Here is a 19805-nt window from a genome sequence, read left to right as displayed (position 1 = left end):
GTGAGGTGTTACGGCCATTTGTGCGCTGAAAACGGTAAGGTAGGCTTCCGCTGACCCTCGCCATAGGAGGCTGACATGCTTACGTCGCTGGAAAACATGCTTGCCAAGGGTATCGACAATTCACTGCTGCGCTTTGGGCTGGGCAAGGGTTATCTGGACGCGGGGGAAGCGGCGCGCGCTGCCGAGCATCTGCGCCGCTGCGTTGAACTGGATCCGAAATATTCCGCCGCCTGGAAACTGCTCGGCAAGGCGCTGCAAGCCGCCGACGATCCGGCCGGAGCGCGCGCCGCCTGGCAACAGGGGCTGATCGCCGCACAGGCCCACGGCGACAAGCAGGCGGAAAAGGAAATGACGGTATTTCTGAAAAAACTCGACAAGTCGGCGCAGGGATAGCTGCCGGCAACCAGCCGTAGGGTAGATGTCGTTTTTTACATCCACCATGGCCCTGCTCTGTGGATCGCCACCCGGTGGATCGATGAAGCGCGATCCACCCTACAAAAGCCGAGCGCCTTACACCAGCGCCGCGCGCTTGGGCAGCAGACGCACGATGCTGTTGAGCAGCATGCCGTAAAGCGGCACGAACATCATCAGACTGATCGCCAGCTTGATGACGTAGTCCACCAAGGCGATTTCCACCCAGTTGGCGGCCATGAACGGGTTGCTGCTGTTCCAGAAAGCCACCGAGAAGAATGCGAAGGTGTCCAGCAGATTGCCAACGATCATCGCCGCCGTGGGGGCAATCCACCACTGGCGCTTTTTACGCAGCCGGTCAAACACCTGGATATCGAGGATCTGCCCCAGCACGTAGGCCACGAAACTGGCCAGGGAAATTCGCAACACGAAACTGTTGAACTCCAGCAGTGCGCCGGCCCCACGGAACACCGCTTCCTGGAACAACACCGAGACGACATAGGAAGCGACCAGAGCCGGCAGCATGACCCGTGCGATCACCTGGCGGGCCGGCCCTTTACCCAGCAGGCGCACGGTCAGGTCGGTGGCCAGGAAGATGAACGGGAAGCTGAACGCGCCCCAGGTGGTATGCCAGCCAAATAGGCTGATCGGCAGCTGTACCAGGTAGTTGCTGGCGATGATGATGAGGATATGAAAGGCAATGAGCGCGGCCAGCGTCGTGCGCTGCGCCGATGCGGTCAATAACGGCATCTGAGCATCCTTTTTAATGATGGGGGCGAGGGAACCCATGTGTGCGCCCAGGTGTGGCGCGGCCGCATTCTAGCGGTTTTCGTCAGGTGGTGGGAGGCATCCTGTCGTGGGCGGCCTTGTGGCCCAGGCGTGAAGGCTTTCGTTGCGAAAGAAATTGCGGGCAGCTAACGCACGAAGCGCAGGCCGACTCCACGGTCATCAGCCCAGCGGATTTCCATTTCCACCCGCGGCGCTTCGTTGGGCAGGCCTTGTATCTGACCAATCATGCGCGTACCCAGCGGCAAGCGCGTCAACTCGACCAGTTGGATGTACACACCACCGTCGGAAAAATCGCGGGTTTGCCCACGCAACTCACCGAAGCTTTCGTGCCAGACACAGATCTGCCAATTGAGCGGAGTGCGCGGATGCCGCCGCCGATTGTCGGTCAGTACCAACGGGGTTCACCCTGCGGCCGCTGCTTGAAACGCTTCATGCTCCACATGTACTGGTCGGGATAGGCGCGCACATACTTTTCCACCATTGCGCTCAAGGCCGTCACTGCAGTTTGCGGGTCTTCGCTGTACATGGCCTCGGGGGCGGCTTCGAGGATCACTTTGAAGCCCGATCCGTCCTCCAAGCGTACGGCATGCAGAAAAACCCCCACCGCTTTGTGGCCGGCGAGCATGCCGGGCACGAATTTACTGGTTAGCGCCTGGGTGGCGAAAAAGGGCACGAACACGCCACTGCTGCGGCTCGGCTCCGGATCGGCGGGAATGCCCACCGCCCCACCACGGCGCACTTCCTTGATGACGCTGAGAATGCCTTCCTTGGTGGAAGGGGCCACACGATTGCCCGTCAGCGTGCGCTGTTTTTTCAGCAACTCATGCACCGCATCCAGTTTGGGCGGCCGGTAGAAGGCGATCGGTTGGCACTGGGAGCCATAGTAATGGTTGAGCACTTCCCAATTACCCAGGTGGCTGGTGATCCCCACCACCCCCTTGCCGGAGGCCAAGGCCGCTTGCAGCACGTCCAGCCCTTCGACTTCACGCACCTTGGACAGGGTTTTGTCCACCGGCCAGATCCAGGCGCAGGCACTTTCGGTGAACGTCTTGCCGATGTTTATCAGGGTGCGACGCAGCAACTGCTCGCGGGCCACCTGATCAAGCTCCGGGAAGCAGCGCGCCAGGTTGGTGCGTGCCACGTCGCGAGAGCGGTTCGGCACCTTCCACATCAACCAGCCCATGCCGGTGCCAGCAGCTTGCACGGCGCGCCACGGCAGCCGGGCAAACAGCTTGAGAAAGCCCACCACCAGGGCGCCTTTGAAGGTTTCCACTCGCTACTCCCGATATTCGCAAGGGCGGCATTGTAACCAGCGCAACGCCGTTTCATGTAGCCAGCGTACGCAAATCTACTCGGCAGGCTTCCCTTTCTCAGGCCGGGCGACTGGTGGGTGACCGGTCGCGGGGAACGCTCAGCACGGCGAAACGATCGCAGTCGCGGGTGTGGTCCATGACCATGCCCGCCGCCTGCATGAAGGCGTAACAGATGGTGGGGCCGACAAAGCTGAAACCGGCCTTTTTCAGTGCGCGACTCATTGCCTCGGCCTCGGTGGTAATCGCCGGAACGTCTTCGCGTGCCGTGAACTGATTGATTTTTGGGCTCCCGCCGACAAACGACCAGAGAAAGCCCACCGGGTCCTCCAGGCGCAGCCAGGCCTGGGCATTCTGCCGCGCGGCACGCAGCTTGGCGCGGTTGCGGATGATGCCCGGATCCTGCATCAGCTGTTCGATCTCCTCATCACTCAGCTGCGCCAGCCGGGCCGGATCGAAACCGTGCAGGACACGACGGTAGTGGGCGCGCTTTCTCAACACGGTGAGCCACGACAAGCCGGCCTGAAAGCCGTCGAGTACCAACATTTCGAACAGCACGCCCGCGTCGTATACCGGCACGCCCCATTCTTCATCGTGGTAACGCATGTACAGCGGATCGTCCGTGCACCAAAAGCAGCGTGGCATAAGGCTTTCCCTCGATTCTAAGCATCCATGATTGGGGTATACTCCCGCGTTTTATACGTCGACGAAGCGCTGTCGAGCCGGCTTGGTTTGCTCGGTTACCACGCGCTTTCCACGCATCAGCACAGGTGAAAATTCGTGAGCCAGACTACGCCCGCCGTGCGCACCTTCCAAGACCTGATCCTAGCCCTGCAGCAGTACTGGGCCGAGCAGGGTTGCGTGGTGTTGCAGCCCTACGACATGGAAGTGGGTGCCGGTACCTTCCACACTGCAACCTTCCTGCGCGCCATCGGCCCGGAAACCTGGAACGCTGCCTACGTGCAACCGTCCCGACGCCCCACCGACGGTCGTTATGGCGAGAACCCCAACCGCCTGCAGCACTACTACCAGTTCCAGGTGGTCTTGAAGCCCAACCCGGAGAATTTCCAGGAGTTGTACCTGGGTTCGCTGAAGGCCATCGGCATCGACCCGCTGGTGCATGACATCCGCTTCGTCGAGGACAACTGGGAATCGCCGACCCTGGGCGCCTGGGGCCTGGGTTGGGAAATCTGGCTGAACGGCATGGAAGTCACCCAGTTCACCTACTTCCAGCAAGTGGGTGGGATCGAGTGCTACCCGGTGACCGGCGAGATCACCTATGGCCTGGAGCGCCTGGCCATGTACCTGCAGGGCGTCGACTCGGTATACGACCTGGTCTGGACCGACGGCCCGTTCGGCACTGTGACCTACGGCGACGTGTTCCACCAGAACGAAGTGGAGCAGTCCACCTACAACTTCGAGCACGCCAACGTCGAAAAACTCTTCGAGCTGTTCGACTTCTACGAGTCGGAAGCCCAGCGCCTGCTCGCCGTGCAACTGCCGTTGCCGACCTACGAAATGGTCCTCAAGGCCTCGCACACCTTCAACCTGCTGGATGCCCGCCGCGCCATTTCGGTCACCGAGCGCCAGCGCTACATCCTGCGTGTGCGCGCCCTGGCCCGCGAGGTGGCGCAGAGCTACCTGCAGGCCCGCGCGCGCCTCGGCTTCCCCATGGCCACCCCCGAACTGCGTGATGAAGTGCTAGCCAAGCTGGAGGCTGCGGAATGAGTGCACAAGACTTTCTGGTTGAACTGGGCACCGAAGAGCTGCCTCCCAAGGCGCTGAAAAGCCTTGCCGAAGCCTTCCTCAGCGGCATCGAAAAAGGCCTGCAGGCCGCCGGCCTGGACTACACCAATGCCCGCTATTACGCCGCGCCACGTCGCCTGGCGGTGCTGGTCGAACAACTCGCCATTCAGCAGCCGGATCGCAGCGTTAACCTTGACGGCCCGCCGCTGCAGACCGCGTTCAAGGATGGCCAGCCTACCCAGGCTGCGCTGGGTTTCGCCCGCAAGTGCGGCGTGGACATCGCTGACATCGATTGCAGCGGCGCCAAGCTGCGCTTCTCGCAGACCATTGCCGGCCAGCCGGCAGTGAGCCTGCTGCCGGGCATCGTCGAATCCTCGCTCAACGCCCTGCCAATTCCCAAGCGCATGCGCTGGGCGGCGCGCCGCGTTGAGTTTGTCCGCCCGACCCAGTGGCTAGTCATGCTGTACGGCGATGCCGTGGTCGATTGTGAAATCCTGGCTCAGAAAGCTGGCCGTACGTCGCGCGGCCACCGTTTTCACAGCCCTGAAGCCGTGCGGATTTCCTCACCGTCCACTTACGCCGAAGACCTGCGCAGCGCCTATGTGCTGGCTGACTTTGCCGAACGCCGCGAGCTGATTGATCGCCGTGTGGCCGAACTGGCCGCCGAACAGAACGGCCGCGCCATCGTGCCGCCGGCGCTGCTCGACGAAGTCACCGCGCTGGTCGAGTGGCCGGTGCCGCTGGTGTGCTCGTTCGAAGAACGCTTCCTGGCCGTGCCGCAGGAAGCGTTGATCACCACCATGCAGGACAATCAGAAGTACTTCTGCCTGCTGGATGCCAACGGCAAATTGCTGCCGCGCTTCATCACCGTGGCCAACGTCGAGAGCAAGGACCCGGCGCAGATCGTTTCCGGCAACGAGAAGGTCGTGCGTCCACGCCTGACCGACGCCGAGTTCTTCTTCAAGCAGGACCAGAGGCAGCCGCTGGAGCAGTTCAACCAGCGCCTGGCCAACGTCGTGTTCCAGGCCCAACTGGGCACCGTGCTGGAAAAAGCCCAGCGCGTATCGCACCTGGCGGCGTTCATTGCCGAGCGCATTGGCGGCGACACCACGCTGGCGGCCCGCGCCGGCCTGTTGAGCAAGTGCGACCTGGCCACCGAGATGGTGGGTGAATTCCCGGAAATGCAGGGCATCGCCGGTTATTACTACGCCCGCAATGATGGCGAGCCGCAGGACGTGGCCCTGGCGCTGAACGAGCAGTACATGCCGCGCGGCGCAGGCGGTGAATTGCCCAGCACCCTGACCGGTGCTGCCGTGGCGGTGGCCGACAAACTAGACACCCTGGTCGGCATCTTCGGCATTGGCATGCTGCCCACCGGCTCCAAGGACCCCTATGCCCTGCGTCGCGCGGCCCTCGGCGTGCTGCGCATCCTGATCGAGAAGCAGCTGGACCTGAACCTGGTGGAAGCGGTCGAGTTCGCCGTCAGCCAATACGGCGCCAAGGTCAAGGCGGACGGCCTGGCCAACCAGGTGCTGGACTTCATCTTCGACCGCCTGCGTGCGCGTTATGAAGACGAAGGCGTGGAGGTGTCCACGTACCTCGCCGTACGTGCCGTACATCCCCACTCGGCGCTGGACTTCGACCAGCGCGTGCAGGCCGTGCAAGCCTTCCGTCAACTGCCCGAAGCCGCTGCGCTGGCTGCCGCCAACAAGCGCGTCTCCAACTTGCTGGGCAAGCTGGAAGGCAAGCTGCCGGCAGGTGTCGAGGCCCGCTACTTCGACAATGCCAGCGAGTTCTCGCTCAACGCGGCCATCCAGCACGCCCAGCAGGACGTACAACCCTTGGCCTCCGCGCGCTTCTACCGCGAAGCGCTTGAGCGTCTGGCCGCGCTGCGCGATCCAGTGGACGCGTTCTTCGATGCGGTGCTGGTAAATGCCGAAGATGAGTCCGTGCGCGCCAACCGTTACGCCTTGCTGGCCCAGTTGCGCGGGCTGTTCCTGGGTGTGGCGGATATTTCCCTACTGGGTTAAAGCAGCGACAAGCTGCAAGCCACAAGCTGCAAGCGAGCGGCTGTGGCTTGCAGCTTGAAACTTGAGGCTTGCCGCTATGAAACTGATCATTCTCGACCGCGACGGGGTCATCAACGAAGATTCCGACGCGTACGTCAAATCGGTGGCCGAGTGGATTCCGCTTCCCGGCGCCATCGAGGCCATTGCCCGTTTGTGCAAGGCTGGCTGGAACGTGGCCGTGGCCACCAACCAGTCCGGGCTGGCACGCGGGTATTTCAGCCCGGCCATTCTCGAGGCCATGCATGCCGAATTGCAGCGGCTGGTTACCGAGCAGGGCGGGCACATCGAGCTGATCGAGCACTGCCCCCATGGTCCTGACGACGCCTGCGACTGCCGCAAACCGCTTGCCGGCATGTTCCGGCGCATCGCCGCCCATTATCAGTTGCCTGACCTAACCGGCGTGCCAGTGGTCGGCGACAGTCTGCGCGACCTGCAGGCCGGACTCACCCTGAACGCCGAACCCTACCTGGTGAAAACCGGCAAGGGACTGCGCACCCTGGAAAAACCCCTGCCGCCCGGCACGCAGGTTTTCGCCGACCTGGCCGCCGTGGCCGATCATCTACTGGACGCTCGTCAATGACCCTTGTGCAACGCCTCAAGACTGTCCTGTTCTACCTGGTACTGTCCCTCAGTGCCTTCCTCTGGGGAACCTTGAACCTGCTGGTGGCGCCTTTCTTGCCGTTCAGTGCCCGCTATCGTTTCGTCGTGCAGCGCTGGTGCCGCTTCGCCGTGTGGCTGGCCAAGGTTATGGTGGGTGTGCGCTACGAAGTCAGCGGTCTGGAAAACATCCCCCAGCGCCCCTGCGTAATTCTCGCCAAGCACCAGAGCACCTGGGAAACCTTTTTCCTGTCCGGCTTTTTCTCGCCCCTGAGCCAAGTGCTCAAGCGCGAGCTGATGTATGTACCCTTCTTTGGCTGGTCGCTGTGGTTGATGCGTCCCATCGCCATTGATCGCGAAAACCCCAAGGTGGCCCTCAAGCAGATCGCCAAGCAGGGCAAAGAGCGCCTGGAGCAGGGCGCCTGGGTGCTGATCTTCCCCGAGGGCACCCGTGTGCCGGTGGGCCAGATGGGTAAGTTTTCTCGAGGCGGCGCCGCGCTGGCCGTCAACTCGAACCTGCCGGTACTGCCGATCGCCCACAACGCCGGACACTGCTGGCCCAAAGAGGGTTGGGCAAAATACCCGGGCACCATCAAAGTGGAAATTGGTCCCTTGATGCATGCTGAAGACGAAGGTCCGCGGGCCATTACCGAACTCAATCAACGCGCCGAACGCTGGATCAGCGAGCGCATGGAAGCATTGGAAGGTCGCGCCGCGGTCCCGGGCTGATCTTATTCCCCTTGCCGGATGCGTCCGGCGCTAACTCGAATTTTCGTTTATGCCTACCTACGCCAGTCAGCAGTTCGCCCTTGAATGGCGCTCTCTGCTTGATGAGTTTCCCAGCGACACACTCGATACCGTGCAACGGATTGCCGAAACTCACCGTACAGAAATGGCGCGGTTTTTCTATGCGCATATGCTGGACAACCCGACCTCATCGCCCTTTCTAACCCATGACCAGGTCAAAACCCGGCTTGCGGCTTCGATGGAGCGCTGGATCCTCACCGTGTTTTCCGCCCGCTCGGCCGAGGAAATCGATGCCGTCATCGACCTGCAAAAACAGGTCGGAGAAATTCACGCCCGTATCGAGGTTCCCGTCAGTCTGGTGTTGCGGGGTGCGCGGCAGTTGAAGGTCAGCCTGGCGCTGTTCATTGAGCAGTCTTCTCTTTCTGCTGAGCAGAGCCTGGCCTGCAGCCGACTATCCGCACGGCTGATCGACCTGGCCATGGAATTAATGAGCCTGGCTTATTCGCAATCCCATGACCGCAATTCGCGGGCTGAAGAAGCGTACCGGCTGTTTTCGGTCTCCCATAACCTGGGCGCCGAAAAGGAACGTCAGCGTGGCGCCTTGCTGGACTGGGAGAACCAGTTGATGTTCGCCTTGGCTACCGGCCAGGGCCACGACTCCCTGCCTTTAATAGCCACCTCGGAGTTCGGCCTGTGGTTTCGCCACAAAGCTTCCCATGCCTTTCAGGGTTCGCCGGAAAGTACCTCGATCCTGAGTTATATCGAAGCGATCGATGCTCAACTGCGCGACATGACGTATCTGGCCGACCAAGCAACCACGCTGGGCCTGCTGCGCAAGGTTCGCGAGCAAACCAAGTCCATCAAGTTTCTGCTCGACAGTCTCTTCGAGCAGGCCAACGACCTGGAAGCGGGCCGCGATGCCCTGACCCGGCTGCTCAACCGCAAGTTTTTGCCGGTGGTGATGAGCAAGGAAGTTCTTTACAGCCGACAGTCAGGTCATACCTTTGCGGTGCTGCTGCTGGATGTCGACTATTTCAAGCAGATCAACGACAACCACGGACACGATGTGGGCGACCAGGTACTGCAACACCTTGCCGGGTTGCTGACCAGCAATACCCGTGGCGGCGACTATGCCTTCCGCCACGGTGGCGAGGAATTTCTGGTGTTGCTGGTGGATATCAACCCCACCAAAGCCATGCAGGTTGCCGAAAACCTGCGTCACCGTATCGCTGCGGAACCCGCCAAGCTTTCCAACCAGCAAAGTCTCAACGTCACGGTGAGCATTGGTGTTGCGGTGCATGACGGGCACCCCGATTACCAACGCCTTCTGCGTCGCGCCGATGAAGCCCTGTATCTGGCCAAGAGCCAGGGTCGCAATCGCTGTGTGCTTAAGGAAAGCTGAGAGCAAGGCGCCTTCTCCAGCTGACCGGTGACAACCCCCCTGCAAGGTATACTGCGTTGGCCAACGGCCCTGTTAATCTGGGCCTTCGCGCGATCTACAATCCGGCAACGCGACTTTTCATTTCGGGCAGATGCTCAAGCAGGGCTGCCCGGAGTCGTCCCCATCCATCACTGTCATGGAGTTATCGATGAAACTTTTTTACACGCCTGGCGCCTGCTCCCTGTCCCCGCACATCGTCCTGCGCGAACTGGGTCTGGCCCATGAATTGGAAAAGGTCGACCTGCGCAGCCACACCACTGACTCTGGGGCCGATTATTACGCGATCAACCCCAAGGGCTACGTGCCGGCGCTGCAACTGGAAAATGGCCAGATCCTCACTGAAGGTCCGGCCATCGTCCAATACCTGGCTGATCTCAAGCCCGAGGCTGGTCTGTTGCCCGCCGCCGGTACTCTGGAACGCGCTCGCGTGCAGGAATGGCTGGGCTTCATCGGCACCGAACTGCACAAGAACTTTTCTCCGCTGTTTAACCCCACCACGTCCGATGACAGCAAGAACGCCGCACGGGCCAGCATTGCCAAGCGCTTGAGCTACGTTGAACAAGCGCTGTCTGGGCAAGCGTTTCTTGCTGGCGAACAGTTCAGCGTGGCCGACGCCTACTTGTTCGTAATCCTTGCCTGGTGCCAGCACATGCAAATCGATCTGGCGCCCTATCCGGCGGTCGTCGCCTTCCAGCAGCGCGTCGCAGTACGCCCCGCTGTGCAGCAAGCCTTGAAGGCAGAAGGCCTGGCGTAACGCTTGTGACCTAACTGCACAAGCCCCGCTCGAAGGCTTCGAGCGGGGCTTTTTTATGAGTGCTTTACCAGCCGATTGCCGCCCCGCATGAACGGCGCTATCCAGCCCGCGGATAGTCGCTTGCGAAGCACTATTTTTGCAGCAATAAAAAGGGGAGCCTTCTGGGCTCCCCTATCGGTGCTGCATATTTTTGTTCTACACGATGAACGCTTGTTATTTTTATCGTTCCCCGGGCATTTGCTTGCCAAATGTCGATTCCAACCGGAATCAAGAGCGAACGTATTGTTTTGATCACTGATGTCGCTGCGATCACCTAGGTGATTCAACCGGAACAGGTCTGCTTGGTAGACAGTTTTATTGTTCGAACCGGTTGCGGGACTGGCCCTGCGCCGTACATCAACTTCAAAAGAATCTGCTAGCTACGCCTCTGCCGTTTTGTTGTTATTTGATCAGAGTCGCTACGTTTTGTTGTTATTGAGGTTCTGCGTTTTTATTGTTGTTGTAATACTTATAAAGCACTTCCTGTGCCAAATTCGAAATACCCTTATAAATCAATTGGTTACCTATAAAGGCTTGTTTTTGCGGGGAGTCGCGATGCCAGGAGTGTTCCCTTCCCACCCGCTTTTTGCTCTGCCGGGATCCTGAGGTAACACGTCCTTCCTGGGTAGCCTGCCTGAGGTCGATATATGGGGCGCCCATTCACCACCACCCACTTCTCCAGCTAATAGCCTGGTCTAAAACGGAAAACCCCGGCACCAGGCCGGGGTTTTCAAGAACAAAGAAAACAGCACAGACAGAGAGCGTTAGAAGTCCAAGTTGGATACCGCCAAGGCGTTGGTTTCGATGAACTCACGGCGCGGTTCAACGGCATCGCCCATCAGGGTGTTGAAAATCTGATCGGCAGCAATGGCGTCCTCGATAGTCACCTGCAGCATCCGTCGGGCGTTAGGGTCCATGGTGGTTTCCCAGAGTTGGTCCGGGTTCATTTCACCCAGCCCCTTGTAGCGCTGGATGCTGTGCCGCTTGGTGCTTTCCGTCATCAACCAGGCCAATGCTTCCTTGAAGGTGCTGACGGCCTTCTTGCGCTCGCCGCGCTGCACGTAGGAGCCGTCTTCGAGCAGGTTGTTGAGTTTTTCACCCAGATCAGTAACGGACTTGTAGTCGTTGCTGGCAAAGAAGTCCCGGTTGAATGTAATGAAATTCGACAGGCCGTGGGCCTTGATTTCGATCTCGGGTAGCCAGAAGCCTCGCTCGCGGTCTTCACGCAGCTGCAGCTTGTAGGTTTCGCCTGATTTTTCCACCGCGCCCAAACGAGCTTGCAGACCGTCCAACCATTCCTGCATTTCGGCCTGGTTAGAGAACTTCTCCAGTCCTACGCGGGGCAGGTAAATGAAGTGTTCGGTGAGCTCCTGAGGATACAGGCGCGACAAACGAGCGAGAGTTTTCATTACCCCACGGTATTGCTGTACCAGGCTTTCCAGCGCTTCGCCGGACAATCCTGGGGCATTGTCATTGACGTGCAGGCTGGCGTCTTCAAGGGCCGACTGGGTCATGTACTCCTCCATGGCCTCGTCGTCCTTGATGTACTGCTCCTGCTTGCCCTTCTTCACCTTGTACAGCGGCGGTTGGGCAATATAGATGTAGCCGCGCTCGACTAACTCAGGCAGCTGACGGAAAAAGAAGGTGAGCAGCAGGGTACGGATGTGCGAGCCGTCAACGTCCGCGTCGGTCATGATGATGATGTTGTGGTAACGCAGCTTGTCGATGTTGTACTCATCTCGACCAATGCCGCAGCCCAGAGCGGTAATCAGCGTGCCGACTTCCTGGGATGAAATCATTCGGTCGAAGCGCGCCTTTTCCACGTTGAGGATCTTGCCTTTGAGCGGCAGGATGGCCTGGGTCTTACGGTTACGTCCCTGCTTGGCGGAGCCGCCAGCAGAGTCACCTTCCACCAGGTAGAGTTCGGAGAGGGCAGGGTCCTTCTCCTGGCAGTCAGCCAATTTGCCGGGCAGACCGGCAATGTCCAATGCCCCTTTGCGGCGGGTCATTTCCCGTGCCTTGCGGGCCGCCTCACGCGCCCGCGCCGCATCTATCATCTTGCCCACCACAGCTTTGGCTTCGTTGGGGTTTTCCAACAGGTAATCGGCAAACTGCCTGCCCATCTCCTGTTCAACCGCGGTCTTCACTTCGCTGGAGACCAGCTTTTCCTTGGTCTGGGAGCTGAACTTCGGGTCTGGAACCTTGACCGAAATGATCGCCGTCAGCCCCTCGCGGGCATCGTCGCCGGTGGTGGCTATCTTGTGCTTCTTGGCCAGGCCTTCAGCTTCGATATAATTATTCAGGTTGCGCGTCAGGGCCGAGCGGAAACCGGCCAGGTGGGTACCACCGTCACGCTGGGGAATATTGTTGGTGAAGCACAGAAGGTTTTCGTTGAAGCTGTCATTCCACTGCATAGCCACTTCAACCCCGACACCATCTTCTTCGCGCTGAGTGCTGAAATGAAAGACTGGGTTGACGACCGTCTTGTTGGTATTCAGATAGTCGACGAAGGCTTTGAGGCCGCCCTCGTACTTGAACAACTCTTCTTTACCACTGCGTTCGTCACGCAGCACGATACCCACGCCGGAGTTGAGGAATGACAATTCGCGCAGGCGTTTGGCCAAAATATCCCAGCTGAAATGGATATTGCGGAAGGTATCGTTGGAGGGTTTGAAGTGGATCTGCGTGCCGCTACCGTCGGTTTCCCCCACCGGGCTCAAGGGTGCCTGCGGCACACCATGGTGATAGGTCTGCTCCCAGACTTTACCCGCGCGGCGAATGGTCATGACCAGCTCTTCGGACAGTGCGTTGACCACCGAAACACCTACCCCGTGCAACCCACCGGAGACTTTGTAACTGTTGTCGTCGAACTTACCACCGGCGTGCAGGACCGTCATGATCACTTGGGCAGCGGAGACGCCTTCTTCCTTGTGGATATCCACGGGAATTCCACGCCCATTGTCGCGCACCGTGATGGACTCATCGGTGTGAATGGTGATGGAGATTTCGGAGCAGTGACCGGCCAGCGCTTCGTCGATTGAGTTGTCCACCACCTCAAATACCATGTGGTGCAAACCGGTGCCGTCATCGGTGTCACCGATGTACATACCGGGCCGTTTGCGCACCGCATCCAATCCTTTCAGTACTTTGATACTGGACGAATCGTACGAATTATTTTCGCTCATGCTTCACTCCGATGGTCTTGGGTGATTCGACCATGTTCCACGTGGAACATGGCTACCGGCGTATCCGTTCGCCAGCCATCCTTCAATAAATGGGGGTCAACACAGGTGATAAACACCTGGCATTGCAAATCTTCCAGCAAGCGGCATAACGCCTGCCGATGTTGTTCATCAAGCTCCGAAGGCAAGTCGTCCACCAGGTAAATACACCGGCCATGCTTGGCTTGATTGACCAGATGGCCTTGGGCAATGCGCAAAGCGCACACCACCAGTTTCTGCTGGCCTCGGGAAAGAATATCCGCTGCGTTGTGGCCTCCGATGCGCAACCGCAGGTCAGCACGTTGCGGACCGGCTTGCGTGTGCCCAACAGCTTGGTCGCGAGGTAGGGAAGTCGACAGCACATCCAGAAGTTCGCGCTCCTTGTCCCAGCCCCGGTAATAGCTGAGTTGCAAACCTGGCAAGTCGAGCAGCTCCGTCAGGGTCTGCTCAAAGACGGGCTTAAGCGCCTGGAGGTATTCTCGTCGGTAGCCATCAATTTCGGCGCTAGCCAAGCTTAATTCCCGGTCCCAGGCTGCTTGTTCAATGACGTCAAGTCTACCATGCCGGAGCCACGAATTCCGCTGCCTGAGCGCCTTCTGGACGCGCTGCCAGCCACCCAGAAAGCGAGGTTCCACGTGGAACACTCCCCAATCCAAAAATTGCCTGCGCACCTTGGGAGCGCCTTCCAGAAGGCGAAAACTGTCGGGATTGATCAATTGCAGCGGAAGCGTTTCAGCCAGCTGTGCCGCGCTTCGCGCATTTTCGCCGTCGATACGAATCTGGAACTCGCCATCACGGCCCCGGGAAACACCCAGGTTACACAGCCCACCTTGCGGCAGTTGCACTTGACCAAACACCGTGCATGCCGATTGCTCGTACTGAATCATCGGTTGCAAGCGCAAACTGCGAAATGAACGTGCCAGGCCAAGAAGGTACACTGCTTCCAGGACGCTGGTCTTACCGCTCCCATTGGCGCCGTAGAGGATATTGATGCGCGGTGAAGGAGACAGGGTCACCGGGTGCAGGTTACGCACCGCGGTGAGGGAGATGCGATTCAGGGACACGTTGGAGTGCTACAGGCGCATCGGCATGACAACGTAAGCGGAATCGTCGTTATCAGACTCTTGCAGCAGAGCGCTGCTATTGGCGTCGGCAAGAATCAAGCGGACTTGCTCGGTGCCCATTACCGAGAGCACATCGAGCAGGTAGCTGACGTTGAAGCCAATTTCCAATTCAGCGCCGTTGTAGTCGACAGCCACTTCTTCTTCAGCCTCTTCCTGCTCCGGGTTGTTGGCCTGGATCTTCAACAAGCCAGACTCAAGCTGCAGGCGAATGCCCCGGTACTTCTCATTGGAAAGAATCGCCGTGCGGCTGAAGGCTTCACGCAACAGTTGCCGATCACCCAGCACCAGCTTGTCACCGCCACGGGGCAATACACGCTCGTAATCAGGAAACTTGCCGTCAACCAGCTTGGAGGTGAACGTGAACTCACCAGTGGTCGCGCGAATGTGATGCTGCCCCAAGCTAATCGCGACATCGGCGTCCTGCTCAGTGAGCAGACGTGCCAACTCGAGGATGCCTTTTCGCGGCACGATCACCTGGTGACGATCGACCTGCTCAATGACGGCAGGCTGCGAACACATCGCCAGACGGTGTCCATCGGTGGCGACGGCACGCAGATAGCCCGCATTTACTTCCAACAGCATGCCGTTGAGGTAATAGCGTACATCCTGTTGGGCCATGGCGAAGCTGGTACGCTCGATCAGGCGGCGCAACTTGCTTTGCGGCAAGCTGAAATTCAGCGAACCCTGGCTGTCTTCAACCGAGGGGAAATCGTTGGCCGGCAGGGTAGACAAGGTGAAACGGCTACGCCCGGCCTTGATGATCAGCTTCTGCTCATCCACCCGAATATCGATCAACGCATCGCCCGGCAGGCTTTTGCAGATATCCATCAGCTTACGCGCAGGGACCGTGATTTCGCCCGGCTCAGCCGCCTCTTCAAGCGCCACACGACCCACCAGTTCGACTTCAAGGTCAGTACCGGTCAGCGCCAATTGCTGACCTTGCACGACCAACAGAACGTTGGAGAGGACGGGCAGGGTCTGGCGACGTTCCACGACGCCGGCGACCAACTGCAGGGGTTTCAACAGGGCTTCGCGTTGAATGGTGAAATGCATGGTCGATCCCTTGCGTGGTGAATATCAGGTGGTGAGTGTACGCAGCAAGTTTTTATAATCTTCGCGAATGTCTGCGTCCGATTCTTTCAGTTCGGCAATTTTACGGCAGGCATGCAGCACGGTGGTGTGGTCCCTGCCGCCAAACGCGCTGCCGATCTCCGGCAGGCTGTGATTAGTGAGTTCCTTGGACAATGCCATGGCCACCTGGCGGGGGCGGGCGATGGAACGCGAGCGGCGCTTAGACAACATCTCGGTCAGCTTGAGCTTGTAGTACTCAGCCACGGTCCGTTGAATATTGTCGATGCTGACCAGCTTGTCTTGCAGGGCCAGCAGGTCTTTGAGCGACTCACGGATCAGCTCGATGCTGATCGGATGATTGGTAAAGTGCGAATGGGCGATCACCCGTTTGAGCGCACCCTCCAGCTCGCGCACGTTGGAGCGTATGCGCTGAGCGATAAAGAAAGCCGCCTCGTGGGACAACTCCACTTTGGTCTGTTCGGCCTTCTTCATCAGAATGGCCACCCGGGTTTCCAGCTCGGGCGGCTCGACCGCAACCGTCAGGCCCCAACCGAAGCGCGATTTGAGGCGCTCCTCAAGCCCCTCGATTTCCTTGGGGTAGCGATCGCTGGTGAGAATTACCTGCTGACCACCTTCGAGCAAGGCATTGAAGGTATGGAAGAATTCTTCCTGCGAACGTTCTTTCTTAGCAAAGAATTGGATGTCATCAATCAACAGCGCATCAACGGATCGGTAAAAGCGCTTGAACTCATTGATGGCATTGAGCTGCAGGGCCTTGACCATGTCAGCCACAAAACGCTCGGAATGCAGATAGACAATCTTGGCGTTGGGATTTTTCTTCAGCAGCTGATTGCCAACGGCATGCATCAGGTGAGTTTTGCCCAACCCGACACCGCCATATAGAAACAGCGGGTTATAGCCGTGCTTGGGGTTATCCGCCACCTGCCAGGCCGCCGCGCGGGCCAACTGGTTAGACTTGCCCTCGACGAAGTTCTCGAAGGTAAACGTACGATTCAGATAGCTGGTGTGCTTGAGCGCGCCCTCAACCTGCACAGTGCGTTCGTTGCGCATCGTCGCCGCAGGTGGGGCCACCGGGGCGCTGCCGCCCATGCTGTCGAAGCTGCTGCGAGAAGGAGCGGCACGCTGGGGTGCTGAGGCTGTTGGCGCAGCAGGAGCAGGAGCAGATACTGAAGGTAAAGGTGCCGGTGCCGCCGCCTTGGGCGCAGTGGGTGCTGGACGTGCCGCTGCGCTTCGGCGGCTGCCGATCAGCAATGCCAGGGCGGGTGCTAACCCATTGCCTCGCTCAGCGAGCAACTCCATGAGTCGCCCCAGGTACTTTTCATTGACCCAGTCGAGAACGAAGCGGTTAGGTGCATAGACGCGCAGCTCTTCGCTGTCGCCATCCACTTGCAGTGGACGGATCCAGGTATTGAATTGCTGGGCCGGCAGCTCATCGCGAAGCAGTTCGACACACTGCTGCCAAAGTTCCACAGACACGGTTTACCCCCAAACATCAATTAGGCGTAAAAGCCGCCAAAAACAAACCGCATTGTAGCGAGCCGACCCTGGGTTATCCACAAGAAAGTCGGGCTAATCATCTGAACCTGGTTGCTGCTCGAGCCAAATAACTCTGTTGATAACAACCGCTTAACCCCCGCGCAAAAGCGGTGGAAAACCCGCGGGATAACTAATCTGTGCATATCTCATCATTCCATCCACTGCATTTCCCCAGGCAATCGACAGCCGTGGCACGGGTTTCCCACCGCATTACCCTTGCCGGCAGGCAGCAAAATAGAGCCGCTTGGCTGGGTTATCCACAGAAAGGGCTGGCACTATATACAACAGCTTCATCTATCTTCTTTTAACCTTCTTATCCTTTTATCTATTTCATCCATTCAATGTTGGCTGGAAATTGACCCACGGCCACGCCTTCTCTACAATCGCCGGTCTCTTAAACGGGGGCCACTCCCGGCCCGTAGTGACCACCAGGTAGATCCATCATGAAACGCACTTTCCAACCCAGCACTCTCAAGCGCGCTCGCGTGCATGGTTTCCGCGCCCGTATGGCCACCAAGAACGGTCGTGCCGTCCTGTCGCGTCGTCGCGCCAAGGGCCGCAAGCGCCTCGCAGTCTGATTGCCCGGCACGGAAGGTGAGCCGGAGCTTCAGTCGGGAAAAGCGCTTGCTGGTTCCCCGACAATTCAAGGCAGTATTCGACTCACCTACCGGCAAGGTACCCGGCAAGCACGTTCTGCTTCTGGCCCGCGCCAATGGCCTCGATCATCCTCGCTTGGGCATGGTCATCGGCAAGAAGAGCGTCAAGCTCTCCGTGGAGCGCAACCGGCTGAGGCGCCAGATCCGCGAAACCTTCCGCCATGCCCAGGATCATCTGGCTGGTTGGGATATCGTCGTGGTGGTCCGCAAGGGCCTCGGCGATCTGGACAATGACGAGCTCGCCGAGCAGTTCGTCAAACTCTGGAAACGTCTTGCACGCAACCGACCCGATCCGCAAGCCGATGCACAAGGGGCACGCAGCCAACATGCGTAAACTGGTCCTCGCACCGATCCAGTTCTATCGCTATGCCATCAGCCCACTGATGGCCAGTCACTGCCGTTTCTATCCCAGCTGCTCTTGCTACGCACTGGAAGCCATTGAACAACATGGCGTCCTGCGCGGTGGCTGGTTGAGCCTGCGTCGGCTCGGCCGCTGCCATCCCTGGAATTCCGGGGGGTATGACCCGGTTCCACCCGTTTCCTCTTCCCGCCCCTCTTCGATGGCCGAGTAATCATGGATATCAAACGTTCGATCCTGCTCGTCGCCCTGGCGGTTGTGGCCTACCTGTTGGTTCTACAGTGGAACCAGGATTATGGCCAGGCCGCTTTGCCGCCGACACAGCATTCCGTCGCCAGCACTCCTGCGTCCGATTTGCCGGACACCACGGCAGGCGCCGTCGGTAGTCAGGGTGACGTGCCGACCGCAACCCAGGCACAACCGGAGCCGATGCTGAGTGCCAGCACGGCAACCAGCAATCAACTTATTCGGGTCAAAACCGATGTGCTGGAGCTGGCCATTGATCCGCGTGGTGGCGATATCGTGCAGCTGACGCTGCCGGAATACCCGCGTCGTCAAGACCGACCCGATGTCCCCTTCCAGTTGTTCGACAACGGCAACGAGCGGACTTACCTGGCGCAGAGCGGTCTGACCGGCGCCAACGGCCCGGATGCCCGCGCCAATGGTCGTCCGCTGTACAGCAGCGAGCAACGCAGCTATGTGCTTGGCCAGGATCAGCAGCAACTGATCGTCGACCTGCGCTTCAGCGAAGCGGGTATCAACTACATCAAGCGCTTCACCTTCAAGCCGGGCACCTACGACCTGGACGTGCGCTACCTGATCGACAACCAGAGCGACAAGCCCTGGACCGGCAACCTCTTTGCCCAGCTCAAGCGTGACGCCAGCAGCGACCCGTCGTCGACCACCGCCACTTCCGCCACCTATCTGGGCGGTGCGGTCTGGACCCAGGACGAGCCGTACAGAAAAGTCAAAATGGGCGACATGGACGACAAGCCACTGCGCCTGAACGTGCAGGGTGGTTGGGTCGCCTGGCTGCAGCACTATTTCGTCACTGCCTGGATTCCGGCGGCAGACAGCAACAACTTGGTGCAGAGCCGCAAGGACGGCCAGGGTAACTACATTCTCGGTTTTACCGGACCAGCACTGAACGTACCTGCCGGTGCCCAGGCCGAGACTGGTGCCACCCTGTATGCCGGCCCCAAGAGCCAGGACAAGCTGGCCGAACTGGCCCCTGGGCTGGAATTGACAGTCGATTACGGTTTCCTGTGGTTCCTCGCCCAGCCGATCTTCTGGCTGCTGGAACAAATCCATGAGCTGCTGGGCAACTGGGGCTGGTCGATCATCGTCCTGACCATCATCATCAAGCTGATCTTCTTCCCGCTGTCGGCTGCCAGCTACCGATCCATGGCGCGCATGCGTGCCGTCTCGCCGAAAATGCAGGCGCTCAAGGAGCAGCATGGCGATGATCGCCAGAGGCTCTCCCAGGCGATGATGGAGCTGTACAAGAAAGAGAAGATCAACCCGCTGGGCGGCTGTCTGCCGATCCTGGTGCAGATGCCGGTGTTCCTGGCGTTGTACTGGGTGCTGCTGGAAAGCGTTGAAATGCGCCAGGCGCCGTGGATGTTCTGGATCACTGACCTGTCGATCAAGGATCCGTTCTTCATCCTGCCGATCATCATGGGCGCGACCATGTTCGTGCAGCAGATGCTCAACCCGACGCCGCCGGATCCCATGCAGGCCCGGGTGATGAAGCTGATGCCGATCGTCTTCACCTTCTTCTTCTTGTGGTTCCCTGCGGGCCTGGTGCTGTACTGGGTGGTTAACAACCTCCTGTCCATCGCCCAGCAGTGGTACATTACCCGGCAGATCGAGGCTGCGGCCAAGCAAGCCTGAGCCTAGCCGTTACACAAAACGC

General features: G+C 59.3%; 19 protein-coding genes. 11 read left to right on the top strand and 8 right to left on the bottom strand.

Features of this window, described 5'->3' with window-relative positions; translation table 11 throughout:
- The first annotated feature begins 75 nt into the window (after positions 1-75).
- Positions 76-393: a tetratricopeptide repeat protein gene (locus ACTV8E_RS00350; protein ID WP_251835437.1), complete on the top strand. Its 318-nt coding sequence runs from the start codon at positions 76-78 to the stop codon at positions 391-393.
- A 117-nt stretch (positions 394-510) separates the two neighbouring features.
- Here the strand turns inward: ACTV8E_RS00350 and ACTV8E_RS00345 are convergent, their stop codons facing one another.
- From ACTV8E_RS00345 to ACTV8E_RS00330, 4 genes are all read right to left on the bottom strand, one after another.
- On the bottom strand, positions 511-1161 hold the full coding sequence (locus tag ACTV8E_RS00345; RefSeq protein ID WP_251835436.1) for a 7-cyano-7-deazaguanine/7-aminomethyl-7-deazaguanine transporter: 651 nt from the start codon (positions 1159-1161) through the stop codon (positions 511-513).
- Between the two features lie 164 nt (positions 1162-1325).
- On the bottom strand, positions 1326-1595 hold the full coding sequence (locus tag ACTV8E_RS00340; protein WP_433962673.1) for a PilZ domain-containing protein: 270 nt from the start codon (positions 1593-1595) through the stop codon (positions 1326-1328).
- Entirely contained in the window at positions 1586-2473 is an 888-nt protein-coding gene (locus tag ACTV8E_RS00335) for a lysophospholipid acyltransferase (protein ID WP_443198113.1), read from the bottom strand. Before ACTV8E_RS00335 ends, ACTV8E_RS00340 begins: the two co-directional genes overlap by 10 nt.
- Before the next feature lie 97 nt (positions 2474-2570).
- Positions 2571-3155 (bottom strand): DNA-3-methyladenine glycosylase I, encoded by a 585-nt coding sequence (locus tag ACTV8E_RS00330; RefSeq protein ID WP_273538577.1) that lies wholly within the window; start codon positions 3153-3155, stop codon positions 2571-2573.
- 135 nt (positions 3156-3290) lie between these two features.
- Here ACTV8E_RS00330 and glyQ point away from each other — a divergent pair, with 135 nt between their 5' ends.
- From glyQ to gstA, 6 genes are all read left to right on the top strand, one after another.
- Positions 3291-4238 carry a glycine--tRNA ligase subunit alpha gene (gene glyQ, locus ACTV8E_RS00325; protein ID WP_251835433.1) on the top strand — a complete coding sequence of 316 codons (948 nt, stop codon included), beginning with the start codon at positions 3291-3293 and terminating at the stop codon, positions 4236-4238.
- Positions 4235-6286, top strand: a complete 2052-nt coding sequence (gene glyS, locus ACTV8E_RS00320; protein ID WP_273538580.1) for a glycine--tRNA ligase subunit beta — start codon at positions 4235-4237, stop codon at positions 6284-6286. Before glyQ ends, glyS begins: the two co-directional genes overlap by 4 nt.
- Positions 6287-6362: 76 nt before the next feature.
- The gene (gene gmhB / locus ACTV8E_RS00315) at positions 6363-6905 is read left to right on the top strand and encodes a D-glycero-beta-D-manno-heptose 1,7-bisphosphate 7-phosphatase (RefSeq protein ID WP_443198112.1); all 543 of its coding nucleotides are present in this window, start codon (positions 6363-6365) and stop codon (positions 6903-6905) included.
- Positions 6902-7651, top strand: coding sequence for a lysophospholipid acyltransferase family protein (locus tag ACTV8E_RS00310; RefSeq protein WP_443198111.1), 750 nt, complete (start codon positions 6902-6904; stop codon positions 7649-7651). Before gmhB ends, ACTV8E_RS00310 begins: the two co-directional genes overlap by 4 nt.
- Before the next feature lie 49 nt (positions 7652-7700).
- Complete coding sequence (locus tag ACTV8E_RS00305; protein WP_251835429.1) at positions 7701-9071, top strand: diguanylate cyclase; 1371 nt, start codon at positions 7701-7703, stop codon at positions 9069-9071.
- A gap of 187 nt (positions 9072-9258) precedes the next feature.
- Positions 9259-9864: a glutathione transferase GstA gene (gene gstA, locus ACTV8E_RS00300; protein ID WP_251835428.1), complete on the top strand. Its 606-nt coding sequence runs from the start codon at positions 9259-9261 to the stop codon at positions 9862-9864.
- Between the two features lie 803 nt (positions 9865-10667).
- Here the strand turns inward: gstA and gyrB are convergent.
- The 4 genes from gyrB to dnaA are packed head-to-tail and all read right to left on the bottom strand — an operon-like array spanning position 10668 to position 16816.
- On the bottom strand, positions 10668-13088 hold the full coding sequence (gene gyrB, locus ACTV8E_RS00295; protein WP_251835427.1) for a DNA topoisomerase (ATP-hydrolyzing) subunit B: 2421 nt from the start codon (positions 13086-13088) through the stop codon (positions 10668-10670).
- The gene (gene recF / locus ACTV8E_RS00290; protein WP_443198110.1) at positions 13085-14188 is read right to left on the bottom strand and encodes a DNA replication/repair protein RecF; all 1104 of its coding nucleotides are present in this window, start codon (positions 14186-14188) and stop codon (positions 13085-13087) included. The genes gyrB and recF overlap by 4 nt, the downstream gene beginning before the upstream one ends.
- 9 nt (positions 14189-14197) lie before the next feature.
- On the bottom strand, positions 14198-15301 hold the full coding sequence (dnaN, locus tag ACTV8E_RS00285) for a DNA polymerase III subunit beta (RefSeq protein ID WP_443198109.1): 1104 nt from the start codon (positions 15299-15301) through the stop codon (positions 14198-14200).
- A gap of 24 nt (positions 15302-15325) precedes the next feature.
- Positions 15326-16816, bottom strand: a complete 1491-nt coding sequence (gene dnaA, locus ACTV8E_RS00280; RefSeq protein WP_443198108.1) for a chromosomal replication initiator protein DnaA — start codon at positions 16814-16816, stop codon at positions 15326-15328.
- Between the two features lie 503 nt (positions 16817-17319).
- Between dnaA and rpmH the strand changes: the two genes are divergently transcribed.
- The 4 genes from rpmH to yidC are packed head-to-tail and all read left to right on the top strand — an operon-like array spanning position 17320 to position 19783.
- On the top strand, positions 17320-17454 hold the full coding sequence (rpmH, locus tag ACTV8E_RS00275; RefSeq protein WP_251835423.1) for a 50S ribosomal protein L34: 135 nt from the start codon (positions 17320-17322) through the stop codon (positions 17452-17454).
- A 16-nt stretch (positions 17455-17470) separates the two neighbouring features.
- A complete protein-coding gene (gene rnpA, locus ACTV8E_RS00270; protein WP_251835422.1) occupies positions 17471-17866 on the top strand; it encodes a ribonuclease P protein component in 396 nt (131 codons plus the stop codon).
- Positions 17859-18104, top strand: a complete 246-nt coding sequence (gene yidD / locus ACTV8E_RS00265) for a membrane protein insertion efficiency factor YidD (RefSeq protein ID WP_251835421.1) — start codon at positions 17859-17861, stop codon at positions 18102-18104. The genes rnpA and yidD overlap by 8 nt, the downstream gene beginning before the upstream one ends.
- Before the next feature lie 2 nt (positions 18105-18106).
- Positions 18107-19783, top strand: coding sequence for a membrane protein insertase YidC (gene yidC / locus ACTV8E_RS00260; protein ID WP_443198107.1), 1677 nt, complete (start codon positions 18107-18109; stop codon positions 19781-19783).
- Positions 19784-19805 lie beyond the last annotated feature (22 nt).

It is taken from the genome of Pseudomonas sp. B392_1p (assembly GCF_052245235.1).
Taxonomy (GTDB): Bacteria; Pseudomonadota; Gammaproteobacteria; order Pseudomonadales; family Pseudomonadaceae; genus Serpens; species Serpens gallinarum.
Note: the sequence above shows the minus strand (reverse complement) of the source record. Positions and strands in the feature narration are given on the sequence as shown.